The 23,698-nt window shown below is 44.3% G+C and carries 21 protein-coding genes; 12 read left to right on the top strand and 9 right to left on the bottom strand.

Annotated features, from left to right (window positions below):
- Positions 1 to 9: 9 nt before the first annotated feature.
- From VER99_RS16365 to VER99_RS16355, 3 genes are all read right to left on the bottom strand, one after another.
- Entirely contained in the window at positions 10 to 957 is a 948-nt protein-coding gene (locus VER99_RS16365) for a Gfo/Idh/MocA family oxidoreductase (RefSeq protein ID WP_020334231.1), read from the bottom strand.
- A gap of 23 nt (positions 958 to 980) precedes the next feature.
- Positions 981 to 1,898, bottom strand: coding sequence for a DUF1932 domain-containing protein (locus tag VER99_RS16360; RefSeq protein WP_020334232.1), 918 nt, complete (start codon positions 1,896 to 1,898; stop codon positions 981 to 983).
- Between the two features lie 112 nt (positions 1,899 to 2,010).
- A complete protein-coding gene (locus VER99_RS16355) occupies positions 2,011 to 3,228 on the bottom strand; it encodes a LysR family transcriptional regulator (protein WP_020334233.1) in 1,218 nt (405 codons plus the stop codon).
- A gap of 411 nt (positions 3,229 to 3,639) precedes the next feature.
- Between VER99_RS16355 and VER99_RS16350 the strand changes: the two genes are divergently transcribed.
- The 5 genes from VER99_RS16350 (at position 3,640) to VER99_RS16330 (ending at position 9,314) form a co-directional block, all read left to right on the top strand.
- On the top strand, positions 3,640 to 4,641 hold the full coding sequence (locus VER99_RS16350) for a DctP family TRAP transporter solute-binding subunit (RefSeq protein ID WP_024372797.1): 1,002 nt from the start codon (positions 3,640 to 3,642) through the stop codon (positions 4,639 to 4,641).
- A gap of 57 nt (positions 4,642 to 4,698) precedes the next feature.
- Positions 4,699 to 5,190, top strand: coding sequence for a TRAP transporter small permease (locus tag VER99_RS16345; RefSeq protein WP_014233877.1), 492 nt, complete (start codon positions 4,699 to 4,701; stop codon positions 5,188 to 5,190).
- Positions 5,191 to 5,199: 9 nt separating this feature from the next.
- Positions 5,200 to 6,465 (top strand): TRAP transporter large permease, encoded by a 1,266-nt coding sequence (locus VER99_RS16340; RefSeq protein ID WP_014233878.1) that lies wholly within the window; start codon positions 5,200 to 5,202, stop codon positions 6,463 to 6,465.
- 12 nt (positions 6,466 to 6,477) lie between these two features.
- Positions 6,478 to 7,404, top strand: a complete 927-nt coding sequence (locus tag VER99_RS16335; RefSeq protein ID WP_020334237.1) for an AEC family transporter — start codon at positions 6,478 to 6,480, stop codon at positions 7,402 to 7,404.
- An 86-nt stretch (positions 7,405 to 7,490) separates the two neighbouring features.
- Complete coding sequence (locus tag VER99_RS16330; protein ID WP_020334238.1) at positions 7,491 to 9,314, top strand: bifunctional sugar phosphate isomerase/epimerase/4-hydroxyphenylpyruvate dioxygenase family protein; 1,824 nt, start codon at positions 7,491 to 7,493, stop codon at positions 9,312 to 9,314.
- A 106-nt stretch (positions 9,315 to 9,420) separates the two neighbouring features.
- Here VER99_RS16330 and aroQ read toward each other — a convergent pair whose 3' ends face one another.
- Positions 9,421 to 9,864, bottom strand: a complete 444-nt coding sequence (gene aroQ / locus VER99_RS16325; RefSeq protein WP_020334239.1) for a type II 3-dehydroquinate dehydratase — start codon at positions 9,862 to 9,864, stop codon at positions 9,421 to 9,423.
- Positions 9,865 to 9,879: 15 nt separating this feature from the next.
- The gene (locus tag VER99_RS16320) at positions 9,880 to 10,716 is read right to left on the bottom strand and encodes a shikimate dehydrogenase family protein (protein WP_020334240.1); all 837 of its coding nucleotides are present in this window, start codon (positions 10,714 to 10,716) and stop codon (positions 9,880 to 9,882) included.
- Between the two features lie 349 nt (positions 10,717 to 11,065).
- Here VER99_RS16320 and VER99_RS16315 point away from each other — a divergent pair, with 349 nt between their 5' ends.
- From VER99_RS16315 to VER99_RS16290, 6 genes are read left to right on the top strand one after another with little or no spacing between them, the layout of a single operon-like run.
- Positions 11,066 to 12,076, top strand: a complete 1,011-nt coding sequence (locus VER99_RS16315) for an amidohydrolase family protein (protein WP_024372799.1) — start codon at positions 11,066 to 11,068, stop codon at positions 12,074 to 12,076.
- Between the two features lie 11 nt (positions 12,077 to 12,087).
- Entirely contained in the window at positions 12,088 to 12,765 is a 678-nt protein-coding gene (locus VER99_RS16310) for a 4-carboxy-4-hydroxy-2-oxoadipate aldolase/oxaloacetate decarboxylase (protein WP_014233884.1), read from the top strand.
- Positions 12,758 to 13,816, top strand: a complete 1,059-nt coding sequence (locus VER99_RS16305) for a 4-oxalomesaconate tautomerase (RefSeq protein WP_020334242.1) — start codon at positions 12,758 to 12,760, stop codon at positions 13,814 to 13,816. Before VER99_RS16310 ends, VER99_RS16305 begins: the two co-directional genes overlap by 8 nt.
- Before the next feature lie 16 nt (positions 13,817 to 13,832).
- The gene (locus VER99_RS16300) at positions 13,833 to 14,711 is read left to right on the top strand and encodes an amidohydrolase family protein (RefSeq protein ID WP_020334243.1); all 879 of its coding nucleotides are present in this window, start codon (positions 13,833 to 13,835) and stop codon (positions 14,709 to 14,711) included.
- A gap of 1 nt (position 14,712) precedes the next feature.
- The gene (locus tag VER99_RS16295; protein WP_014233887.1) at positions 14,713 to 15,066 is read left to right on the top strand and encodes a protocatechuate 4,5-dioxygenase subunit alpha; all 354 of its coding nucleotides are present in this window, start codon (positions 14,713 to 14,715) and stop codon (positions 15,064 to 15,066) included.
- Between the two features lie 2 nt (positions 15,067 to 15,068).
- Positions 15,069 to 15,908, top strand: a complete 840-nt coding sequence (locus tag VER99_RS16290) for a class III extradiol dioxygenase family protein (protein WP_014233888.1) — start codon at positions 15,069 to 15,071, stop codon at positions 15,906 to 15,908.
- A 226-nt stretch (positions 15,909 to 16,134) separates the two neighbouring features.
- Here VER99_RS16290 and VER99_RS16285 read toward each other — a convergent pair whose 3' ends face one another.
- Positions 16,135 to 17,091, bottom strand: a complete 957-nt coding sequence (locus VER99_RS16285) for a siderophore ABC transporter substrate-binding protein (protein WP_020334244.1) — start codon at positions 17,089 to 17,091, stop codon at positions 16,135 to 16,137.
- 133 nt (positions 17,092 to 17,224) lie between these two features.
- Positions 17,225 to 19,318 carry a TonB-dependent receptor domain-containing protein gene (locus VER99_RS16280; protein ID WP_020334245.1) on the bottom strand — a complete coding sequence of 698 codons (2,094 nt, stop codon included), beginning with the start codon at positions 19,316 to 19,318 and terminating at the stop codon, positions 17,225 to 17,227.
- Between the two features lie 161 nt (positions 19,319 to 19,479).
- Between VER99_RS16280 and VER99_RS16275 the strand changes: the two genes are divergently transcribed.
- The gene (locus VER99_RS16275) at positions 19,480 to 20,376 is read left to right on the top strand and encodes a LysR family transcriptional regulator (RefSeq protein WP_020334246.1); all 897 of its coding nucleotides are present in this window, start codon (positions 19,480 to 19,482) and stop codon (positions 20,374 to 20,376) included.
- Positions 20,377 to 20,671: 295 nt separating this feature from the next.
- On the opposite strand, the gene VER99_RS16270 is transcribed toward VER99_RS16275, so the two are convergent.
- Positions 20,672 to 22,201, bottom strand: a complete 1,530-nt coding sequence (locus VER99_RS16270; RefSeq protein ID WP_020334247.1) for a TolB-like translocation protein — start codon at positions 22,199 to 22,201, stop codon at positions 20,672 to 20,674.
- 359 nt (positions 22,202 to 22,560) lie between these two features.
- Positions 22,561 to 23,676, bottom strand: a complete 1,116-nt coding sequence (locus VER99_RS16265; protein ID WP_020334248.1) for a helix-turn-helix transcriptional regulator — start codon at positions 23,674 to 23,676, stop codon at positions 22,561 to 22,563.
- Between the last annotated feature and the right edge of the window lie 22 nt (positions 23,677 to 23,698).

Here is a 23,698-nt window from a genome sequence, read left to right as displayed (position 1 = left end):
GTGTTGTCCTTAAATGAGCTGCTCTTCGATGCGGTGCAGTGTTTCCATTGCTGACAGGCATTGAGCAACACTTGAGTTCGGCTCTTTGCCGGTCTTAATTGCTTCGAAGAACTCACGGTCAATCAATTCAATACCGTTGTTTGACACAGTAACACCTGTCAAATCAATTTGGTTGTCATAGCCGTCATACAAGTCATCGTAACGAGCAAGGAAAGTACCCTCATCACAGATGTAACGGAAGAACGTACCAAATGGACCTTCGTTATTGAATGACAGAGAAAGCGTACAAATTGCACCTGATGGCACCTTCATACCGATGCTCATGTCCATTGCGATGCCAAGATCCGGATGAATTGGGCCTTGCATGCCTTGAACTTGTGATGCGGTTTCACCAGTTTGGTATTGGAACAAATCTACTGTGTGACATGCATGGTGCCATAGCAGGTGATCAGTCCAGCTTCTTGGCTCGCCTTTCGCGTTGGTGTTGGTACGGCGGAAGAAGTATGTCTGCACATCCATTTGTTGGATGTTTAGCTCGCCAGCCTGGATTTTATTGTGAATCCATTGGTGGCTTGGGTTGAAACGGCGAGTGTGGCCAGCCATTGCAACTAAACCCGTTGCCTTTTGAGTCTCGACTACTTTGTAGCTGTCTTCGATGTTATCAGCCATAGGAATTTCGACCAAAACGTGCTTGCCAGCTTCCATACACTGGATAGCCTGAGATGCGTGCACCTGAGTTGGCGTTGCTAAGATAACGGCATCAACATCGTCACGAACAAGTGCTTCTTCAAGTGTCGTTACACCAACAGCCTGTGAATCATACTCACTGATCAGAGCATCAAGCTTGTCTTGTTCTGGAGAAACCATAACTGATACGGTTACGTCGTCGATATTTTGGATGGCTTCTAAGTGCTTACGGCCAAAGGCACCAGTTGCACCAACTACACATACTTTCATAAATAATCCTTTATTACACTTGGTTAAGAGGTAAGGGTATCGTTTGATTGGATGGGTGACGCTGAGTGCTCCATCGTATTCAAAATTTGATTAGATAACTGTTCTAACGTTTGATTGTCGACAGTTACATTTACATCTGACATCCGTTGATGCCAGTTGATTGCGCCGCTCGACATACTGGTATCGATATCAAGTGAAGCAAGTGTCTCGACTACTGATTTAAGTTCTTCGCTACGGCGTTTCCCATGAGTGAGCATTCTTTCCATATGGTAAACCGCCAATTGCGACAAATTAAGTTGTGGGTAGCTCTTTTCCAGTGACTCAATCACATAGGGCGCGACCCCGGCACGATGAGCCGCAAGCATACATTCTGTTGTTAATGCTTCCAGACCTTTCACCATCGCTGAACGCAACATTTTTATTTGTGAAGCATCGCCGACCTGCTCTGAAATCACGGTTACATCAAACCCCAAATACTGCAATTGTGGTGCAACCAGAGTGGCTTTTTTACCAGAAATGTACAGTGGGATTGGCTTTGAATTCGCTTTTACCGGACTCATTATTGCAGCGTCAATATAGGCTGCACCTTGCGACTCTACCAATTTCGCATTGTGTTTTTTCACTGCAGGAGCACACGAGTTACAATCTACGACAAACTGCTTCTCTGTCAGCGCACTACTAAGCGGTGCTAAAGCCAAGTTTGCCTGATCAGGTGTAACGAGAGAAAAAATAACCTGAGCGCCACAAACGGCTTGCTCTGGGTTAAACGCGCCATTGACCTGAAATTGGATGTAATCCATCAGTTTTGCTTCGCGTGTAGCCTCATCGCGTGTTTTGATATCAAAAGCACTGATCACGTCCGGTGCATTGTCACCAGCGATGCTGATAAGTGCTTGAGCGGCTTCACCGAAGCCAATAAATGCGGCACGAGTTGTTTTCACCTTTGATACCCGAATATGTTGCTTCACCGAAAACGACTGTAACATTTGGGTAAAAACACGAATAATCAAAAGATGATATTAGGTATTCAATTTTGAGAAAGCGCTGCCCGATTTAGCCTGACATCTTCAAGCCATTCTTACGCAGAAGCGATACGAAATGCGTCTGTACGGTAGTCGCGTACCAGTTCTTACGCATGGTAAGGCCAATCGGTCTAGACTGCTGGCTGCAATCAAAAGGTAAAATCGTAAAGTGGCCTTCGTCCAGTTCACGTTGAATTTGATGTTGAGAAAGGACAGACAGGCGATCGCTGCCCAGTATCAGTTCTTTTACAAGCATCTGCGAACTGGCTTCTACCAAACGTGAAGGGGGCTCTAATCCACCATTAATGAAGATGTCTTCAAACATCTTGCGTCCTGGCGTATTAGCACTGGAGACTACCCAACTGGCTTGATGTAAATCCTGCAGAGTGACATTCGCTTTTTTGGATAGCGGGTGATCGTGGCGTGCAAAGACTTTGTTTTCTGATTCAAACAGGGTTTCCTGACGAATATCAGTACTCGGAATCGGAAATCGCAATGCGCCGATCAGTACATCGATCTCACCGTACTTTAAGTGGTTGAGCAAATCGGAGTAGGGGCCATCGATAACCTGAATCCGGCAGTCTGGATAGCTTTGGCTGAATTCATTAATAGTAATAGGTAGCAAACAGGTACGAGCTAGCGGCAGACAGCCCACTGTGATCACACTGTTATGACGGTCGCTAAGTGCGTCGATCTCTTCGATTCCTTGCTTTATTTCAACAAATGCGAGCTTACAAGCTTTGACGAGCGCGGTACCGGCTTTGCTTACGACGATACCATTACTGATTTTTTCGAATAAGGTGACATCCAAGATCTCTTCAAGATCTTTTGACGCGCGGTAAACGGAAGATTGGGACACCTCCAACAAGCGGCTGGCTTCGGTAAAACCCTGACCATCCGAAACGGCAACTAACGCCTTCAGGTGTGTCGACGTCATATTGTATAAGAATCGATGAACGTTGCTTTTGCGTTGCCCTTTGGCGATCTTGAGTGTCTCAGAGATCCCATGCTCTATATGATCTAACGCCCTATCAATACGAAACGCGAAAGCTTTACCTTGCGGAGTCGGCGTCATGCCATCACTGGTACGTTCAAATAGTTCACTGTGAATACTCTTTTCGAATTTTGAAATCGCTTGAGTGATGGCTGGTTGGGAGAGAAATACGGTCTCAGATGCCTTACTGATGCTGCCTGTCTTGACAACTTCAGAAATGGCGCGTAAGTGCCGAATATTTGGGATGTTAAACATAAGACCGCCTGTAAATGAGCAATGTAATTCTCAGTGTTGAATATGCAATTCGGAAAACTGGTAACGCTGATGGGACAACGACCCTAGAAGGCGACCCCACATTAACTTTTCACTTATTTAGACATGTTTAAGCACAATGCTAAATGTTTAGGTTACTTTCTTGTTTATAAATTGTGACGCCAATCTCCTATTTGTAATTGTATACAATGGAGGGTGTTTATTTTTTATTTAATATTTCAACGCTATAAAATTTGGTTTAATTCATTGAATTTAATGAATTTAATTTTCTATTGTTCTTAATTGATAATTGCCCCTTTATCTAAAAATTGAATGGCACTTTCACTATATGAATTATAGGTCATCTGGGGGGAGTGCTAGATTGTTAATGCCATGAAACAGGAGGTTCACAGAATGAGAACAATAAAAACATTATCACTTTCTCTCGCACTTGCTTACGCGGGAACTGCCGCATCATCTGAAATTGAAATCACTATTGGTCACGTTGATTCTCAGGATTGGACGACATCTAAAAAAGGTGCTGCTACACAGGTCTTCAAGAATCTTGTTGAAGCGGAATCTGGTGGCCGTATCAGTGTCAATGTCTACCCATCTAGCCAATTAGGTGGTGAAACTGAACTACTACAGTCAGCTCAGGAAGGCATGTTAACAATGACGATGGTTTCTGGGGCTTACAGCAAGCTGTGTAAAGAAGCGAGTGTGCTTGAGATCCCTTACTTGTTCCCTTCAGCTCCGGTTGCATGGGAAGTTCTGGATGGTGAGTTCGGTAAAAAACTGGGCGAACACTGTCTCAAGCAGACTGGGCTTCGTAACCTTGCGTACGGAGAAACTGGTTTCCGTCATTTCACCAACTCTAAGAAAGTCATCAGCAGCCCGGAAGACCTGAATGGGTTAAAAATCCGCGTGATGACCACCCCTCTTTATATCGAAATGTTGAAATCGGTAGACGCAGAACCAACGCCAATTGCTTGGCCTGAAGTTCCGGCGGCACTAACGACTGGCGTAGTAGACGGTCAGGAAAACCCTGTTGGTGTTATTGCGAACAACAAATTCTACGAGCTGCAAAAATACATCACGCTAGATGGCCATGTGTACGGCACTGACTTTCTGCTAATCAATGACGATTTCTACACTGGCTTAAAAGCAGAGGATAGAGAACTGATTGACCGTTCGGCAAAAGTAGCAAGTACGGTAAGTCGCGCTATCCAACAAGTGAACTCAGCTGCTGGCCTTGAATTACTGGCGAAAAAAGGCATGACAGTCACGTCACTTACGGCGGAACAGAAGCAGAAGTTCAGCGAGAAAACTCAGCCTGCTGTGATCAAATGGCTAGAAACGACGATTGATTCAAAATGGATCGATGAGGCACTTCAAGCAGTAGACGCTGCTAAATAATTTTAGGTAAGCCGTAAAGCCCATTACGGGCTTTACGGAATTTTGTGGAGAAAGGCTATGATAGAGCGATACAAAAAGCTGCTGGCTATCCTTGCTGGCACTTCATTGCTAACAGTCTTTGTAGTGATGTTGTTTAGCAGCATCAGTCGTTATTTTTTCAATACCTCGATTTTATGGGGTGAAGAGCTGTGTAAATACGCCATGATTTACGGCGTTATGTTTGCTACAGCAATCTGTTACCTCGATGAATTACACATTAAATTCTCAGTTCTTAGCTCAGTGAAGTCAGCTAAGTTCCAAAAAGGATTAGAAGTCATTACCGACATAGCAGTGTTTGCGAGTGCATTGATATTGATTTGGTCAGGTTATTTGTTTGTTGCGAAGCGCGGTGCCATTGAATCACCGGGTATTGGGATCAGTATGTATTACTTCCAATCAGCACTAGTGGTTGGTGGTGTGTGCTTACTTATCGCAGCATCACTTCGATTAGCCGCTCATCTATCAGCTCTAACCGGGCGCGCACCCTGTCTAAAACGTAGAGATGTATAAGGATTTACTATGCCATCTATAGCTTTGATGGGCACCTTACTGATATTCGGTGTTCCGCTCGTATTCACAATCATTCTGGCGATGTCGTTTTATGTCACCAGTACGCCAATTTCAATTAGCTTAGTTGCTCAACGTATTTTTAGCGGATTGGATTCCTATTCAATTCTTGCAGTGCCTCTGTTTGTTCTGGCTGGTGAGCTGATGAACAAAAGTGGTATCACTACGCGAATTATCGATTTTGCTAATGCGTTAGTCGGGCACTTCCGAGGCGGACTTGCTCAGGTAAACATCTGGTCGTCAGTGATGTTTGCGGGTATTTCTGGCTCCGCGGTTGCAGACACTTCTGCTCTTGGTCGTGTGTTTATTCCTCAAATGGAAAAAGAGGGATACAGCAAAGAGTTTTCGTCCGCATTAACTGCTGCGTCATCTGTTATCGGCCCAATGATTCCGCCAAGTATCCCGGTGATTATCTACGCGTTAATCGCAAGTGGAGTGTCGGTTCCTGCGCTATTCTTAGCAGGGATTGTACCGGGTATTCTATCTGCGATTGCACTGTCGATATTTGTTTATTTCTACGCAACGCGCCATAAGATTCGCAGTAACGTTGTCCGTCAAAGTCGCCGTAAAGCATTGGTAAAAGCGTTTGTTCCATTGACCATGCCGGTATTCATTCTGGGTTCAATTCTATTAGGTGTTGTCACACCGACAGAAGCCGCTGCTTTTGCTGCATTTTACGCACTGACCGTTGGGATGTTTTTCTATAAAACACTTAAAATTAGTGACTTACCGGAAGTGTTTATTCGTTCAATGCGTGACTCATCTATCGTCTTGATTTTGATTGCGGTCATTTCCGTTGCTAACTGGCTGCTGACTTTCTCACGTGTACCTCAGTACATCAGTGCGCAAATCATCAGCACGATCAGTGACCCGGTTATGTTCCTGATTATGGTTAACCTGATATTGCTGGTGGTTGGTCTATTCCTTGAAGGGATTGCGGCAATGCTTATCTTGATTCCAATCTTCCATCCAATCGCGATGAGTTTCGGAATCGACCCTGTTCACTTCGGGATTGTGGTTATTTTTAACCTGATGATCGGCTTGATTACGCCACCACTTGGTATTTGTCTGTTCGTTGCCAATACCATTTCTAAAGTGGGTGTTGCGGCTATATCAAAACAAATAGCACCGCTGTTTTTGCTCGAAGTTGTCGTGCTGTTTTTTATTACCTTCGTGCCTCAAAGCGTGCTGTTCTTACCAAAAATGTTTGGCTACTAACAAGTACTCAATATGGCTGTGATGGACGTTCTCCTGCCGCTCGCGATGATAGTGGCGGCAGGTTTTTATACGACAAAAATTCGCTTTTTCTCTCAAGGTTTTCATGCGGATATAGGTAAGTTAGTTTTATATTTCTCGTTGCCTGCTGTCATATTGATTAATTTGTCGCAACTGGATATTAAAAATGCATTAGAACTTAACTTTTTATTGGTATACGCAATTTCAGGTATTGCCTCAATGGGCTTTGCGTTGGTCATAAGTAAACAAGTATTAAAATCTGATTGGAAAGATGCATGTATTAATGCATTAGGTAGCGGTATGCCAAATAGTGCATTTGTTGCCTTTCCAATTGTTTTGTCACTATTTGATGGCCAATTTATTGAAGCCTTTTTAATGTGCGTTTTGGTGGAGAATCTTTTATTTATTCCACTTTGTTTGTTATTTCTGGAAATTAGCCATAGCGTTAAAACTAATACGTTCGATCAAATGAAATTAATCGCGAAACGTATTAGCAGTAATCCAATAATAATTTCTATCGCTATTGCATTAGGTATAAATTTATTAAATATAACTTTGCCTGAGTTTGTTATGAAAAGTGCCGATTGGTTTTCTAATACAGCTGTCGCATTGGCATTGTTTGCTATCGGTGGTGCATTAGGCCAGTCATTCAAGCTTGAAGAAAAAAGACGCACCGCTTTGGTTGCCGTTAATAAACTCATTATTTTTCCGATGGTTGCGATTGGATTGTTGACCATATTTCCAGTCGATGAAGCGCTTAAACCAGTACTGATTATATTTGCTGCAGCGCCGATGTTAACCATCTACCCAATATTGGGTGCTATTTATCATCAACAAAAATTTTGTGTAAACACGCTTGTCACAACAACGCTGGCTTCCGGAATTTCTCTGTCCATTGTTGTTGCAATGTTTAATTCATAGTGAGGTGAGTGTCTGGCACCTGTCAACGCCATGCTTAACGCCTCCCTATACGAGATATCAGCCTTTGATTGGCTAGGAGTTAATTTATGAAGTATTCAATTGCCACCGTTTGTTTATCCGGTACGCTTGAGCAAAAAATGCATGCAGCGGCTAAGGCGGGTTTCCACGCAATCGAAATTTTCGAGAATGATTTGACCCAATACCGAGGCACCGCTCGCGATGTAAAACGTATCGCTGATAGTCTGGGGTTAGAGATTTTAGTGCTGCAACCGTTTCGCGATATGGAAGGGCTACCACCTGAGTTACGCGATAAAAAATACAAGATGATGGAGCGTAAGATCGACCTCGCCCATCAGCTCGGTACTGATCGTTTAATGATGTGCAGTAGCGTTCACCCGCTGGCTTCCCCAGACAGAAATCAGTGCGCTGCAGATCTGCATGCGTTGGCAGAACTGGCTAAACGTGAAGACATGAAATTAAGCTATGAAGCGCTTGCCTGGGGTCGTCATATCGCAGACTACGATGACGCCTGGGATATCGTTAAGCGAGTGGATCACCCAAACTTGGGTATCGTACTTGATACATTCCATATGTTCGCCCGTGGTAACACGCTGGACACGTTAAAGAACGACATTCCAGTTGAAAAAATTGGCCTGGTTCAATTGGCTGATGCGCCTAAGATGCAAATGGACATTCTGCAGTACAGCCGCCATTATCGCTGCTTCCCTGGTCAGGGTGATTTCCCTATTATTGAGTTTGTTCAGGCACTTAAAGACAAAGGTTACGACGATTACTTGTCGCATGAAGTGTTTAATGATGAGTTCCGCTCTTCGTCTCCAATTGAAAAAGCGATTGATGGTGTGCGCTCTTTGAAATGGCTTGAAGATCAGAGCAGTGACACGTTCGAAGCGCCTGAAGTGAGTGATATAAGTTTTGTGGAATTTGCGGTAAAAGAACGTGAAAACAACCCGTTTACCGATATCATCGAATCACTTGGCTTTAAGAAAACCCATTGTCATAAAAGCAAAAATGTTGACCTTTACCAACTTGGTGATATCAACTTCGTATTCAACTATGAGAAAAATAGTAATGCGAGTAGTTACTTAGAAGGGCATGGTGAATCTGTTTGTGCGTTGGGTGTATTAGCGAAGGACGCAAACCGCTTAGTTGAACTGGCAAAGCGTTACAATAGCCCGACGATTTATCAGGCGCGCCAAGAGAATGAACTGGATATCCCGACGCTGAAAAGCTCAAGTAATCTGCTTATCCATCTGCTTGATCAAAACCACGCAGAGAAGTTCTATGACGTCGATTTTGAACCGCTGACGGATGGTGCTGCCTATAATGACAACCTAATCCGTATCGACCATATGGGGCAGGTGGTGTCACCTGAAACCTTGTTGTCTAACTTGTTCTTCTACAAATCAATTTTTGGTTTTGTTCCGGAAGAGAGCTACGACTTGCCAGATATCAACGGTCTGATCACCAGCCGTACGATTACCAGTCCAAACGGCAAGATTAAGTTTGCGTTAAACAGCACGAGTGCGAAGCAGACCTCTGCTCAGCGTTTTTTAAATGCGTCAAATGGGGCGAGCATTAACCAGATTGCTATTCAATGTCATGATATTTTCGCAGCAGTAAAAGACCTTTCGCCAATTTATCAGTTGAAGATACCAAACAACTACTATTTAGACATTCAAGCTCAGTTTGATTTAAGTGACGAGTTTATTGCAAAACTTAAAGAAAACAACATCCTATACACAGAAGATGACACAGGCAGCTTCTTGCATTTCTACACAAAAGAAGTCAATGGACTGTTCTTTGAAGTGTTACAGCGAGTTGGAAACTATAAAAAATATGGCGAAACCAATGCGTTTATTCGCTTGGCATCCCAGTCTTACCATGATTAAACATTAGAAATAAAAATCAGAATAAAAAATAGGTGCTTCATCGAAGCACCTATTTTTTTTATTTGTCTAATCTTTGAAATAACGTCGGGAAGTTATTTCTATCATGTTATTTTTCTAGCAAATAGTTAATCGCCAATTGGTAGCCCTTTGTGCCCATACCAATAATGGTACCAGCAGCCACCGGAGAAATGTAAGAGTGATGACGGAACGATTCGCGCGCGTGTACGTTGGTAATGTGTACTTCAACCACAGGAACGCCAACACCTGCGATCGCATCGTGAAGGGCGATTGAGGTATGCGTGTAAGCGCCTGGGTTGAAAACAACGCCAGCGAGTTCACCAGTTTTGTATTCAGCCCCAGCTTTGTGGATGGCATTAATTAACTCACCTTCAATATTGCTTTGCAGACATTCGACGTCATAGCCGAATTCTGATGCGAGTTTTTGACAGCGGACTTCTACATCCGCTAGCGTTTCATGACCGTACTTCTCAGGTTCACGAGAGCCCAACAGATTAAGGTTTGGGCCGTTTAATAACAGTAACTTAGGCATAATGAGAACCTTTGCTTAGCATAGCTGAGTGAAATGCGATTCACGGAACTCTGCTAACTCGGCAGGGCTTGGTTTGGTATTAGTAAATAGAGAAAATGCGTCAGTTGCTTGATGGAAAAATAGTTCAAAGCCGCTGATAATAGAGACGTTTTTCTCTTTTGCTGCTAGAAGGAATTGAGTGTCGACAGGCGTATAAACGGCATCGAAAACCCACTCTTGAGAGCCAATCCAGCTTTCTGGAATAGGGGTGCCTGGCATCGAGTAGTGACCGACTGGAGTGCAGTTTACCAGACCATTGGCCAGCTTGACGTAAGACTCAAGTGATTCGCTATTTGCCGTTGTCACCTGTAAGTCTTCGTCAGACAGTTGATTAGCAAGTGCCTGGGCTTTTTTCTCATCCATATCAAACAAAATCAGCTCTGATGCACCTAGATCAACCAGTGACATCGCAACGGCTTTACCAACGCCTCCACATCCAACTAGCACAACTCGACCAGGTGTCTGCTCACGTGAATTTCGGTAAGCCTGAATGAAGCCTGAGTAGTCGGTGTTGTAAGCGATAATTTCATCGCCTTTTTTCACTAATGTGTTTGCTGCCTGAACGCGTTGCGCTGATTTGTCGAGTTTATTCGCTATTTCAATGGCGATTTCTTTAAATGGGTAAGTGACATTTGCCGACTGAATTTCAGAAGCGAACAACGCCGTTGCTTGAGATTTGAACTCTTCAATATCCCCGCTATCAATACTATTTAATTGATAGCTAAAGTTAATATTTAAATGCTTGGCAAGCTCGTTGTGAAAATATGGGGATTTCGACCGAGTTATATTTTTTCCAAATAAACGGCATTGCATAGTAAGTACTCCATCTATTAATGACAGGATAAGGCTACCACACGTCATTTTTCCATTGATAATTATATTTTTCTAACACCTATTCATTTTTGTTGAATGCTTGTATTTATTGGCTTTTAAGTCGATTTGTTAACAATAGAAGTAAGGTATCTATCTCAAAAACTTATACCGTAAAAATAAATTGAAATAGTCGAGTTGTTATCTCCGTCGTTATAGTAGTTATACACAAGTGAATTCCAGATGCAGGATTCAAGTCGTGGTTGAATTTATCGGTCAAGACATTTTTACAGAACTAAGCATCTCGAGGTTATTTGAGTATAAAAACAAAACAACAGAAGGAATTGATGAGATGATAATCGATTGCCACGGCCACTATACCACTACACCACCGCAAGTCGGTGATTACCGAGAAAGCCAAAAAGCAGCGGTAGCAAAAGATCCAAAATACGTTGGAGACAAAGGTACTATCAGTATTTCTGACGATGAGATTCGCGAAAGTATTGAAAACAACCAGCTTCGTCTGCAAAAAGAGCGCGGAACCGATTTGACTATCTTCTCTCCTCGCGCAAGTTGGATGGGACACCACATTGGAAATGAGCATACTAGCCGCTTCTGGACCGAGCATCAGAATGACCTGATTCGCCGTGTGTGTGACCTATTTCCTAACAACTTCGCACCTGTTGCTCAACTTCCTCAGTCGCCGGGTGTGACGCCTTCTAAATCGGTACCTGAATTGGTTCGTTGTGTCGAAGAAATGGACTTCATCGGCTGTAACCTAAACCCGGATACTACGGGCGGCTTCTGGAAAGATGCGTCTTTGGGTGATCGAGCGTTCTACCCACTTTACGAAAAAATGGTTGAGCTAGACGTTCCGGCGATGATTCACGTATCTGCGGCGTGTAACTCTTGCTTCCACACCACCTCTTCACATTACCTGGGTGCGGATACCACGGCATTCCAACAGCTTCTGATGTCGGATGTATTTAAAGATTTCCCTGAGCTGAAAATCATTATTCCTCATGGTGGTGGCGCAGTGCCTTATCACTGGGGACGTTTCCGCGGTATTGCACAAGACATGGGTCTTCCACCATTAGAAGAGTCAGTTTTGAAGAATATCTACTTCGATACTTGTGTATACCACCAGAAAGGCATTGACCTGCTACTAGACATTCTTCCTGCGGAAAACATTCTGTTTGCGTCTGAGATGATTGGTGCAGTACGTGGTGTCGACCCAGAAACTGGTCACTACTTTGATGATACCAAGCGTTACATCGACGCAAGCGATAAGGTCAACGACGAAGAGAAAGCACTCATTTTTGAAGGCAACGCTCGTCGTGTATTCAGCCGTCTGAAGGCATAAGGATTAATATTATGCAAAACAATGTTGTAGTTCAGAATATTCAACGTGCAGACAAAGACGTGATTGAAGGTCTGCGTAAATGTGGCGTTGCTACTATCCATGAAGCTCAAGGTCGTCGCGGCCTGCTTGCTCACTACATGCGTCCTATCTTCCAATGTGATGCGGTTGCTGGTTCTGCGCTTACGATTTCTGGCGCAGCGGGTGACAACTGGATGATGCACGTAGCTATCGAACAAGCTCAGGATGGGGACTTTTTAGTCTTCGCGCCAACTTCGCCATCAAACCACGGCTTCTTTGGTGATTTACTGGCTACTTCAGCCCAAGCGCGTGGTGTGGTTGGCCTAATCATCGAAGGCGGCGTTCGCGATACGCGAGATTTGCGTGAAATGAACTTCCCGGTTTGGTCAAAAGCCATCTTCAGCGAAGGTACTATTAAAGAAACATTGGGTTCTGTGAACGTTCCAATGACCTGCGCAGAAGAAATCGTCTACCCGGGTGATGTGATGGTCGCTGATGAAGACGGTGTTGTGGTTGTTCGTCGCGACGAAGCAAAACAAGTACTTGTTGCTGCACTCGACCGCATCGAGAGAGAAGAGGCGAAACGTGTTCGCTTAGCAAACGGCGAACTTGGCCTGGACATCTATAATATGCGTGAGCGTTTAGCAGAAAAAGGGCTCAAATATGTCTAACCAAGCCCCTTGTATGTGGATGAGAGCGGGTACTTCAAAAGGCGCATACTTTGTTAAAAGTGACCTGCCTTCAGACCAGTCTTGTCTGGAAAGCTTTCTTCTCGCGGCAATGGGCTCACCTGACGAGCGTCAAATTGATGGGATTGGCGGTGCCGATCCCCTGACTTCTAAAGTTGCGATCGTCGCGCCATCTGAACGAGATGGTGTGGATGTAGATTATCTTTTCTTACAAGTGTTTGTGGATCAACCATTGATCAGCACTAAGCAAAATTGTGGCAATATCTTAGCGGGTGTAGCTCCATTTGCGATAGAGCGAGGCATCGTGGAAGCCCAAGAAAAGCAAACGACAGTAAGAATCTACATGGAGAACACCGATCAAATCGTGACGGTCACCGTGAATACGCCCAATCGACAAGTGACCTACGAAGGTGACTGTGAAATCGATGGCGTTCCTGGTAGCGCTGCGCCGATTGCGGTTACGTTCGAAGATACCGCCGGTTCAACTTGTGGCGCACTGCTGCCGAGCGGCAATGTCGTGGATGTGATTGACGGTGTTGAAGTAACGTTAATTGATAATGGCATGCCTGTTGTCGTCATCAATGCGGAAGATCTCGGTATTTCGGGCGATGAAAGCCGAGATCAACTCGACAATAACGCGGAACTGAAACAAAAGCTGGAATCAATACGGCTACAAGCTGGACCGTTAATGAACCTCGGTGATGTTTCCCAATTATCGGTACCTAAAATGTCATTGGTTAGCAAAGCCCAGTATGGCGGCGCTATTTCTACTCGTACCTTTATCCCTCATCGCTGCCATGCCTCGATAGGTGTACTGGGAGCCGTAAGTGTTGCGAGTGCGTGCATTTTAGTGGGTTCGCCGGCACAAAAATTGGCATCAATCGAGCAAAGTGAAACTTTAGCGGTAGACGTTGAACACCCGATAGGCAAAATGAGCGTAGTGTTGGATGTAAAAGAGAACCAAGTCCAAGCTGCAGCAATTTTGCGTACCGCCCGTAAGTTGTTTGACGGAATCGTGTATACAAATAGATAGAATATAAGGACTGACCATGGACAAGGATTATCTACCTTTTCACCCTAATCCAAGCAAACCCGAGTTTAAGGTGCCGGAAGGTGCTGTGGATAGCCATTGCCACGTATTTGGCCCAGCAAGTAAATTCCCTTACTCGCCAAAACGTAAGTACACGCCGTGTGATGCCTCTAAAGAGCAGTTATTCGCACTAAGAGATTACCTCGGCTTCAGCCGCAACGTTATTGTTCAGGCGTCTTGCCATGGTACAGACAACGCTGCTTTGGTAGATGCGCTCAACACCGCTGGTGATTTAGCTCGCGGCATTGCTTTTGTCGATGAAACCGTCACTGACGAAGAGCTGCAACTGATGGATAAAGCCGGCGTTCGTGGTGTACGTTTTAACTTCGTGAAACGTCTTGTTGATACCGCACCAAAAGAAACGCTAAAGCAGATTGCAGAAAAAATTCGCCCACTGGGCTGGCATGTCGTTGTCTACTTTGAAGCGCAGGATATTGACGAGGTTGCGCCATTCCTGAAGGAACTTGATATGACTGTTGTCATCGACCACATGGGTCGTCCTGATGTTTCTAAAGGCGTCTACAGCGAAGAGTTCGAGAAGTTCATTAACATGATGGAGAGTAACCCGCAGATCTGGACGAAAGTGAGCTGTCCAGAGCGTTTGACACTTACTCCACCAGACTATTCAGACGTAGTTCCTTTCGCTCGTGAGCTCGTTGAGCGCTTCCCTGAGCGTGTGTTGTGGGGTACTGACTGGCCGCACCCAAACATGAAATCACACACACCAGATGACGGTCATCTTGTTGATGTGATTCCAAAAATCGCACCATCGGAAGAGTTGCAACAAGCTCTGCTTGTGACTAACCCGATGAAACTGTACTGGCCGGAGGAAGTTTAAAATGTCTTATCTTGATAACAAGTCCTCAATTGAAGGCACCGTTCTGTTTGACGGTGAAATGGCTCGTAAAGGTTACGGTCTGAATAAGATGTGCTTTTCTCTCAACACGGCTGCGGCTCGCGAAGAGTTTCAGCGTGATGAAATGGCTTACTGCGACAAGTTTGGCCTGACGGAAGAGCAGAAAGTCGCGATTCAAAATCGTGATGTGCTTGGCTTACTGAAGCTAGGTGGAAGTATTTACTATTTGGCTAAGTTTGCTGGAATGCTTGGTCTGAATATGCAAGATATTGGTGCGATTCAAACCGGCAAAACGGTTGAAGAATTTAAGCAAATGTTAGTCGACGCGGGGAAATAATCATGGCAAAAATTATAGGTGGTATCGGTACTTCACATATCCCTGCTATCGGCAAAGCGATAGAGAACAATCAACAGCAGGAACCGTACTGGAAGCCGTTGTTTGATGCGTATCCTCCGATTCTTAAATGGTTAGGGGAAGAAAAACCAGACGTTGCGATTCTGTTTTACAACGACCATGGTCTTGAATTCTTTATCGACAAAAAGCCAACGTTCGCGATTGGCGTGGCAGACCGTTATGAAAACGCCGACGAAGGTTGGGGCATTCAAACGATTCCAGATGTGAAGGGGTCTCCAGACTTAGCGTGGCATATTTCTAACCACTTGGTTGAAAATGAATTCGACATCACGATTTGTCAGGAAATGAAAGTCGACCACGGTCTGACGGTTCCTATGCAGCTTTTATGGCCAAATTACTCGTACGACAATGTTCAGGTTATTCCTGTTTGTATCAACTGTGAGCAGCATCCAATGCCTTCTCCAAAGCGTTGTTACGATTTGGGTAAACAGATTGCTGCGGCAGTTGAAAGCTTCGATCAGGATCTTAAAGTGGTTGTGCTTGGTACTGGCGGTCTTTCACACCAGTTGGACGGCGAGCGAGCAGGGTTTATCAATAAAGAGTTCGATCTTTACTGTATGGATAAGTTAGTTGCAGAGCCTGAGTGCCTGACTAAACTTTCTGTCCTTGATCTTATCAAAGAGGGTGGTGCTCAAGGCCCTGAACTGAACATGTGGCTTGGCATGCGTGGAACACTGCAAGGTGAGCTGAATGTGCTACAAAGCAGCTACCACGCACCGATCTCAAATACCGGCTCCGGTACGATGTTAATCGAGTCAAAATAGTCGTTAAAAAACCTGTTCATTCTCTCCTTGTTAAGCGGTCCAGATGGGCCGCTTTTTTTATCTACAGTCTTTATATTTCGCTTCACCGTTCGGGTTGCGGAGAGCCTTTAATGAGGAGGCTAGGAGCCTGTATTCCCGTTTTTCTGCTTCAAAAAACCAACAAAAAAGCCGAGTATTCACTACACTCGGCTTTTAAAATAAATTGCTAGGTCTTTAGCTTGGAAATTTACTCAGTAAAACGGGATTTCAGCTCTGCTAAAGTCAGACTCACACTTTGGTAGCCTCCTGTCGCGATGTACCAGTTGGTTGGATTCAAATAGTATGTCTGGCCAGATTTCCAGGCCGAAGTCTGTGTAATCGCTTCTCGTGCCGCTAGCGTCTGCTCAGCTTGGCCTTCTCCACCTGTTGCAGCGCCGCGATCAAGGACAATAAGCCATTCAGGATTGTTTTCCAAAGCTTGTTTCAGTTTTTGCTCTCTCAGTAACTTAGCTGCTTTCGCTTCCTCAGACCCCGGTTTTGGTCTCGATTTAAGTTTTTGTTCTGATGAAGGTTCAACAACGGCAGACAGACCGGTCAAGTCATACAACATTCCGAATCGGTCACCTGGAGCGTGAAGCATAACGTTATCTTTTATCGTAAAGAGTACTAAACTGCTGCCTTGCTCAGAGCCTTGGGATTTGAGTAACTTGAGCGATTGAGTTAAGTCCGTGGACAATTTATTCGCTTGTTGCTCTTTGTTGAAGATAGCGCCTAACGTTGTTAGGTTTTGCTTAACCCCTGCCTCGAAATTGGACGGGTCAATGCTCAAATCAATGGTTGGTGCTATCTGAGAAAGATCCGGGTATGCAGAGCGCGACCTCGCAGCAACAATAATAAGATCAGGATTGATCGCTTTTATTGCTGCAAAGTCCGGTTTAAAAAGCGTTCCAACCTTGGCAAATTGCTTATCGGTATAGCGACTTAAATAACTCGGGAAGAGCGTATCAGGTACTCCAACTGCGGAGACTCCTAATGCATCCATGGTATCTAAAGAAGCGAGGTCAAAGACGACGACTCGCGATGGCTGCTTTTCTATTTTGGTGACACCTTGTGCATGCTCGATATCAAGCGGGTACGCCCATGCCAGTGTTACTTGAGAAATACTGGCGATGAGTGCCATCAACACTATTTTTATTTTCATCATAATCAATCTCTTGGCTGAAGTTCGCATCCGAAGCGTCAGCGCAGTTATTTGTTAGGGAAAGGTATTCTTCAGGGAAAGTATCAATAGGGAAGCCATCATGGGGACATGTGCCCCCACGAACGAACATTCCAGATCAGAAGCTGTAAGCTACAGATACGTGATACTTACGCCCGTCCAGGATGTATCGATAATCCGCATCTTCTTCTGGGTTTACTTCTTCGTTGAAGACGTTGTATACCCCAGCCTTTAGGCTAAGTTCGCGTTTTGGTTTGTATACAAGACCTAAATCGTAGAAGGTGTAATCTGGGATGGTTAGGCCATTCGTCGAACTACCACTAGTACCTGTTTGCCAGCGACCAGAGGTCTCACCTCGGTAATTTCCTTGCGTCCATAGCAGCAGTTGATCGGTCGCTTGCCACTCTAAAGAGGCATTGAACATGTGTTTGGCGACTTCGTTTAGTGGTTCGCCCGCATATTCGCCCGTTTTCTGCTCAGTTTTGGTGTAAGTGTATGAGTGGCGATACATCAGGTTTTGAGTAAATTGGTAATCAAGGGTGAACTCAATTCCAGACATTTCTGCTTCTGCGATGTTTTCGTACGCGGTGTAACCATACTGATGGGCAGGGTAATATGTGCCGTTGTAATAACACTCTACGTTCGCTTCACAGACGCGGCCAGTACGATTGATTTTGTCTTTAAATTCAGAAATGTAAGCCGTCAGTGTCGTTGATAAACCAGACCCATAAAGATCGTCATAACCAATACCAATCTCGTAGTTTAAGCTTGTTTCCGGTTTTAACTCAGGGTTACCAATGATCACTCCGCCGCGAGACGTAGCGCCAAAATCATTCGCACTTTGACGTAAGCTAGGCGCCTTGTAGCCAGATGTTACCCCACCTTTGATGACGACTTCATCGGTTACGCCATATACGGTGTACACTTTCGGACTAAAGTGGCTGCCGAAATCTTGGTTGTCGTCAAATCGACCACTAAGAACAATGGAAAGGTCATCAATCGGTGCCCATTCGTTTTCTGCAAATAGTGAGTACTGGTAACGCTCCATTTTATTCACGGCATTGGCGACGGGAATAACAGGAGGTTGCAAGCCGTTCGTTGCACCATCTTCTAAACGCTCATTTTTATAGGTTGCACCGACGGTCAACGTGTTGCTATCCCAAAACCAGTTAAGCTGAGAGTTGATGGTTAGTACGTCAAACTGGATGCCATTACCCGTCACTTCGTTGGTACGGGTTGAGTTATCAGAGTCATCATAATTGACGTACGATTTCCAGCGCATATCGTCGTAATGGCCTTCATGCTCAATGAAGTAAGTATCACGAACCGACTTGTTATAACTCAATTCCGCATCACTGACGCTGCCATCACGGTTGGTCACGGTTTCAGAAATGCTTATACCCGGCGTGTGCGTTCGCTCTTGCACATATCGGCTATAACCTGCTGCAATTGAGTTTTGATCATCAACCACCCAGTTAAGTTTTGATGAAAAGTTTTTGCGTTTATATTCCGGGTCAGATGCATAGCTATCATCGCCGCCAATGAAGTGGCTTTCGTCCTGATTCAAAAAAGAGCCGCTCAATTGCAGAGATAGTTTGTCGTCCACCAAGGGCGCATTAAGGACAAAGTTGGTTTGCATCGCATCTTCATTCACTTTGTTTGCGCTGTCCGCTTTGGTGTACTCGGTAGAAACGCTTCCGCCCCACTCATTACGTACTTTTTTCGTGATAACGTTGATTACACCACCCATCGCATCCGAGCCATAAAGTGCTGACGCGGGGCCACGAATCACTTCGATACGTTCTATCTCTGAGACAGGAGGCAAAAAGTTGATCGGAGTGCCTGCTTGAGCACCATTAAGACCAAACGCGTCATTGCCTTGTACAGGTCGACCATCAATGAGGAATAAAGTGTAGCTAGAAGCCATGCCACGAATCATTATGGATTGCTCGACCCCGCCTCCCATAACCTGAACACCCGACATATTTTTTAATACATCGGTAATATCGGTATAGGCTCTCTTCTCAATATCTTCAGCAGAAATAACCGACATGGTTGCAGGGGCACGCTGCAGCGTTTGTTCGAAACCTGATGCAGTCACAACAATAGTTTCATCTGCTTTATTTTGAGCTTCTTCGGCCCAAGCTGCACTCTGGCTAATTAGCCCTAGTGAAACTGCTATTGCAACTTGAGAGTGGGACCAACTGAACATCTATAACTCCTACTTGTGAATAATTCTCAATATCAACTTGGATATGGGCATTATTCACAAAATTTATTTCTGAAATAGATCAATATGTGAGACACTTCGAACCATTAATGGAACAATTCTCATTCTCACAATAAATCCGTTAAATGCATAAGGAGCTGTATATGCAAGATCTTAGCGCTGTACGTGCGTTTCATGCCCTGTGCCAGCATAAGAGTTTAACTGCTGCGGCTAAATCATTGGGGCAACCTAAATCCACACTCAGTAGACGGCTCTCTCAACTTGAAGAAGATCTTGGCCAAGCGTTGGTTGCTAAACAAGGTAATCGCCTGACTCTCACTAAAGCGGGTGAAGTGTTTTCAGTTTACTCTGAACAGTTATTAGATCTCGCGGGGAGAGGGAAAGAAGCGCTTCATGAGCTGAATAATCAAGTAAGCGGAGAGATAACTCTTATCGTTCACCCTAACCTCACACGTGGGTGGATGAGTCGCGTACTTGATATCTTTATGAAGAATCACCCAGACATTAAAGTCCGAATACATAGTCAGTTCCATCACGGAGAATATACGATAGATGCGGATCTCATTGTCTGGGTAGGTGAAATTACGCCAATGGGCTACCACAAGGAACAACTCGGACTTTGGCACTATGCTGCTTATGCCTCACCAGAGTATCTATCTCAACACACGGTTCTGAGTCACCCGAAAGAATTGACCAACCATGCTTGGATTGATTTTATTGCGGCTCGACAAGATGCTTTCTCATTGCATCATCCAGTCTATGGGAACTTCGAGCTGCCCGCTTTAGAAAGTCGCTTACAAAGTGACAACTTAACGATGCAAGCTGACGCGATAGCGAAAGGTAGGGGAATAGGGCTATTACCGACTTGGTTGGCAAATGGTTTTGAAAGAGCTCACCCCGGTAGCCTGGTACCGTGTCTCGAAGGCTGGTTATCAGATCCTGCTTCGGTGAATTGTTTTTACCCAATGGGTCGCCATCCATTGAGATTAAAGCTGTTTATTGATGTTTTACGTGAAACGCGTCCTGCTGAGTGGAAATGAAACTTGGACGCAAGTGATTCGAAAAAATACCAGGACTGGCACCCTAACAGCGTATAAAGCAAGAAATGAGTCAGCGAATGCTACGCTGACTCAGCGAGCCTTACCTTTGTGAGATCCATCTTCAAATACCGTCTAATAAGGGTCGAACACACAATTTTTTATAACATACAGCCTAAGAGCCAGCATGATGACGATTAATGAGCTCTACAATATACAACATTGTAGATATAGACTTACATCATGAAATCTAACCATCTTTTTGCCGTATGCTTGCTAAGGAAATAAAATTTCCTAGTCAGCTGTACGGCACGTCTTTATTTTCATCGCTCGACTTATTATCATCTGAGATAGCATCGGAATCTGTATTGTGGGGAGCGTCAACAACCTGCGTTCTATCCGTACTTGACTTAGAAAAATCGCTGAGGAGCAGTTGCTTAATAAATACCTGACGATATGGCTGCGGTCCTGCAAGATTCTGGGCATAAGAGCTGAACATAACTAAGTTACCATCCGAATTAATTGAGGAATACAGACTTCCGCTGTCAGCATGGGTACCTTCTGGACTGGCACTAGCCAATGTAATCATTGCGGTCTGTCGGTCATAGACAAAAACATGTCCATACACGCTGTTTTCCCCTTGGATTAAGTTAGACGCATGGGAGCGAAATGAAACATATCTTCCATTGGCACTGATGCTTGGCTCGTAATTATGCCCCACAGCTAACTCCCCAAGTTCCCCATTCATACTGCTAGCCCGACTTATCAACTCAGTTTGTTTTTGTTGTCGGTCATAAACAAAAATTTGTTGATATCCATCCATGAGACCATTAACGAGGTTAGATGCACTCGAGCGAAATGCTATATAACGACCATCATTGCTGATACTTACTGCAGCACTAGAATCATTGGCTTTTTCCCCATCCTCACCAAGCGTGCTGCTTGATCGACTAATCAGCTCAATAGTGTCAGTCATACGATCGAAAACGTAAATATGCGTTTTTCCATCAGGAACATCGTCAACGAGATTGTCAGCGGCAGACTGAAACGCAATGTATCGCCCATCACCGCTGATGGCAGCCCCTGTGCTAAATTTATTGCCTTTAGTTACAGAGCGCTCATCTAGGTGGCCAGATTTACTTACCAATTCAATTAGTTTGGTTTGGCGGTCATAAACGTAAATGTCCCAGTTATTGTCAGTGTCACTTGCGACAAGATTATTCGCGTAGGATTGAAAAGCCACATAACGACCATTGGCACTGATGACGGGCATAGCGCTCATCTTGTTCGCTTTTTGCCCAAGCACGCCGTTAAAAATATTGGAGCGACTCACCAACTCAATGGAGTTCATCTGGCGATCATAAACAAAAATATCGGCCAGAGTATCCGAATCACCATCGGCAAAATTCGTTGCGTACGACTGAAACGCTACAAAGCGGCCATCGGCACTAATAGAAGGGAAATAACTCGCACCATTTCCCTGCTCACCAAGCACTCCTTCCTTGGCATTGGCACGACTAATTATCTCAATCTTATCCAAGAACACGTCGTAGACAAAGATATCTGACACGCCTCCATTTTCATCGTCCACAAGGTTGGAAGCATCAGATGAAAAAACCACATATCGGTTGTCTGAACTAAAGTGATTCACACCAGCCCTAAATGGATATGTATACTGCCTTCCAGGGAAACCACTCTCATTCCAACTAATCCGCACTACAGATCCCGGCGTGCCAGATAATGTCTGTGGAGACGCGAACAATGTTGCTAGAAATGCGCTTAGAACCGCCTTACGCACTAGACGATTCATCATAGATTGCATGCTCATATTGGCTCTCCTCCTAAACTGTAAATTGAGAAAGACTATGAGGTTTGCGCAGACGCTGCTCGACTTTTCCGCAAATAATAATTGAACAGGAATAGGTGGTTTTTTATTTTTAACCAAATAGTTAGCTGATTACGGTCTTTGAAATTGAACCTAATTTCATAGTTACGTTTTCCAGTGTTTGTTCGAACACTGCAAAGGCCAACCTAGAATCAGTTTGTATGACCTTCTTCAAACAAGGTTAAGCGAGAACCCTGGCAAGTGAACTACTAAAATTGATAGTTTTTAGGAATAGATAGAATAAATCAGTGGGTATGATGTCTGCGTGATGGAGACAATCACCTCCCGAACACCTAACGTATTTATCTTAGTGCGATCATCAAACTTTTTAGCATCAGGCTAACGGCGGCGATTTGGCTTTTGGTCTCTGTTTTTTTGAGGATATTTTTTACATGAAATCGTACGGTTGATTCGGAAACAAACAGTTGCTCGGCAAGATCTTTAGCCGATTTGCCACAAATTAGCCCATTCGCAATGTTCGATTCTGCTTGAGAAAAGCCAAAAGCTTCTTGCCAATGTAAGTGGGAGCCAGATAAGTACGCCGCTGATGCGATAAAAATAATGCATCGGGTTCGGTTATCCAACCAATTGATATGATTAAAGCGCTCACACCAAGGAAAACAATGGGCTACATATCTTTCCCCTTGATAAAGAAAGGTGACACTTCCTCTTCGTACGCTGTTTGAACCGTGTAAAGTAGAATCAATAAGCATGTGTAGTCTTTGAGTGGCGTTTGAGCTGGGAAGTCGAATTAAATAGTTAGAACGTAACTGTTTGAGGCTGGTAATAAATTGTCTTGCGCGGATGTTGCAAATTATAACGTTGCCATGTTCGTCCAGAGTTAAGAATGCGAAGGGTAAATGTTCAAATGAACTCCCAAGCGCGTCTATTGTTATTTGTTGATCTTCAAGCGTATTGTTGATCATCAGTGCTCGCGATAAATGAGGAATAACAAGCTGCAAATTCTGTTGGTCGCATGGGCTAAAAGGTATGTCCCTATGAGAGCGCGCTATTGAAATAAATGCCCTAACATTTTGATAACGGTAGAAGTTTGCGGCATTAAAATAGGTTTGACCGATGTGGCGATAGAATCGGTCATAGGCAGAGACCCTTTCTAACTGGCGAAGTGGCAAAAAATTTTGAGATAAAAAAGCCTTCCCGATAGGTAACTTTTCAAGCAGCGCTGTCAGTTCATCATCTTGAACAATATGATCGAGGTAAAAAGCAACATCGCTTTCTGTCGCGCCGTTACTGAACACATAGCGAAATTTATTGAGATCTAATTCTTCGATGACAAAATTAACCGAGTGCCCCCCAATACTTTTTTGAATTTCAAGGGATACTTCCTCCCAAGAGTGTGAATTAAGGGAGGCTGCGTAGATTTTGTCAATGATGCGCGATAAATCCTCTGGTTTCATAAAATGACGCTATAATTGATAG

This window comes from Vibrio natriegens NBRC 15636 = ATCC 14048 = DSM 759 (assembly GCF_035621455.1).
Classification (GTDB): Bacteria; Pseudomonadota; Gammaproteobacteria; order Enterobacterales; family Vibrionaceae; genus Vibrio; species Vibrio natriegens.
The sequence above is the reverse complement of the archived record's forward strand: the minus strand, read 5'-3'. Positions and strand labels throughout refer to the sequence as shown.

Excerpts from the sequence above, each read along its gene's own strand:
- VER99_RS16365 (WP_020334231.1), bottom strand. The coding sequence starts at position 957 with ATGAAAGTATGTGTAGTTGGTGCAACTGGTGCCTTTGGCCGTAAGCAC.
- VER99_RS16355 (WP_020334233.1), bottom strand. The coding sequence starts at position 3,228 with ATGTTTAACATCCCAAATATTCGGCACTTACGCGCCATTTCTGAAGTT.
- VER99_RS16350 (WP_024372797.1), top strand. The coding sequence starts at position 3,640 with ATGAGAACAATAAAAACATTATCACTTTCTCTCGCACTTGCTTACGCG.
- VER99_RS16345 (WP_014233877.1), top strand. The coding sequence starts at position 4,699 with ATGATAGAGCGATACAAAAAGCTGCTGGCTATCCTTGCTGGCACTTCA.
- VER99_RS16340 (WP_014233878.1), top strand. The coding sequence starts at position 5,200 with ATGCCATCTATAGCTTTGATGGGCACCTTACTGATATTCGGTGTTCCG.
- VER99_RS16335 (WP_020334237.1), top strand. The coding sequence starts at position 6,478 with ATGGCTGTGATGGACGTTCTCCTGCCGCTCGCGATGATAGTGGCGGCA.
- VER99_RS16330 (WP_020334238.1), top strand. The coding sequence starts at position 7,491 with ATGAAGTATTCAATTGCCACCGTTTGTTTATCCGGTACGCTTGAGCAA.
- aroQ (WP_020334239.1), bottom strand. The coding sequence starts at position 9,864 with ATGCCTAAGTTACTGTTATTAAACGGCCCAAACCTTAATCTGTTGGGC.
- VER99_RS16320 (WP_020334240.1), bottom strand. The coding sequence starts at position 10,716 with ATGCAATGCCGTTTATTTGGAAAAAATATAACTCGGTCGAAATCCCCA.
- VER99_RS16315 (WP_024372799.1), top strand. The coding sequence starts at position 11,066 with ATGATAATCGATTGCCACGGCCACTATACCACTACACCACCGCAAGTC.
- VER99_RS16310 (WP_014233884.1), top strand. The coding sequence starts at position 12,088 with ATGCAAAACAATGTTGTAGTTCAGAATATTCAACGTGCAGACAAAGAC.
- VER99_RS16305 (WP_020334242.1), top strand. The coding sequence starts at position 12,758 with ATGTCTAACCAAGCCCCTTGTATGTGGATGAGAGCGGGTACTTCAAAA.
- VER99_RS16300 (WP_020334243.1), top strand. The coding sequence starts at position 13,833 with ATGGACAAGGATTATCTACCTTTTCACCCTAATCCAAGCAAACCCGAG.
- VER99_RS16295 (WP_014233887.1), top strand. The coding sequence starts at position 14,713 with ATGTCTTATCTTGATAACAAGTCCTCAATTGAAGGCACCGTTCTGTTT.
- VER99_RS16290 (WP_014233888.1), top strand. The coding sequence starts at position 15,069 with ATGGCAAAAATTATAGGTGGTATCGGTACTTCACATATCCCTGCTATC.
- VER99_RS16285 (WP_020334244.1), bottom strand. The coding sequence starts at position 17,091 with ATGATGAAAATAAAAATAGTGTTGATGGCACTCATCGCCAGTATTTCT.
- VER99_RS16280 (WP_020334245.1), bottom strand. The coding sequence starts at position 19,318 with ATGTTCAGTTGGTCCCACTCTCAAGTTGCAATAGCAGTTTCACTAGGG.
- VER99_RS16275 (WP_020334246.1), top strand. The coding sequence starts at position 19,480 with ATGCAAGATCTTAGCGCTGTACGTGCGTTTCATGCCCTGTGCCAGCAT.
- VER99_RS16270 (WP_020334247.1), bottom strand. The coding sequence starts at position 22,201 with ATGAGCATGCAATCTATGATGAATCGTCTAGTGCGTAAGGCGGTTCTA.
- VER99_RS16265 (WP_020334248.1), bottom strand. The coding sequence starts at position 23,676 with ATGAAACCAGAGGATTTATCGCGCATCATTGACAAAATCTACGCAGCC.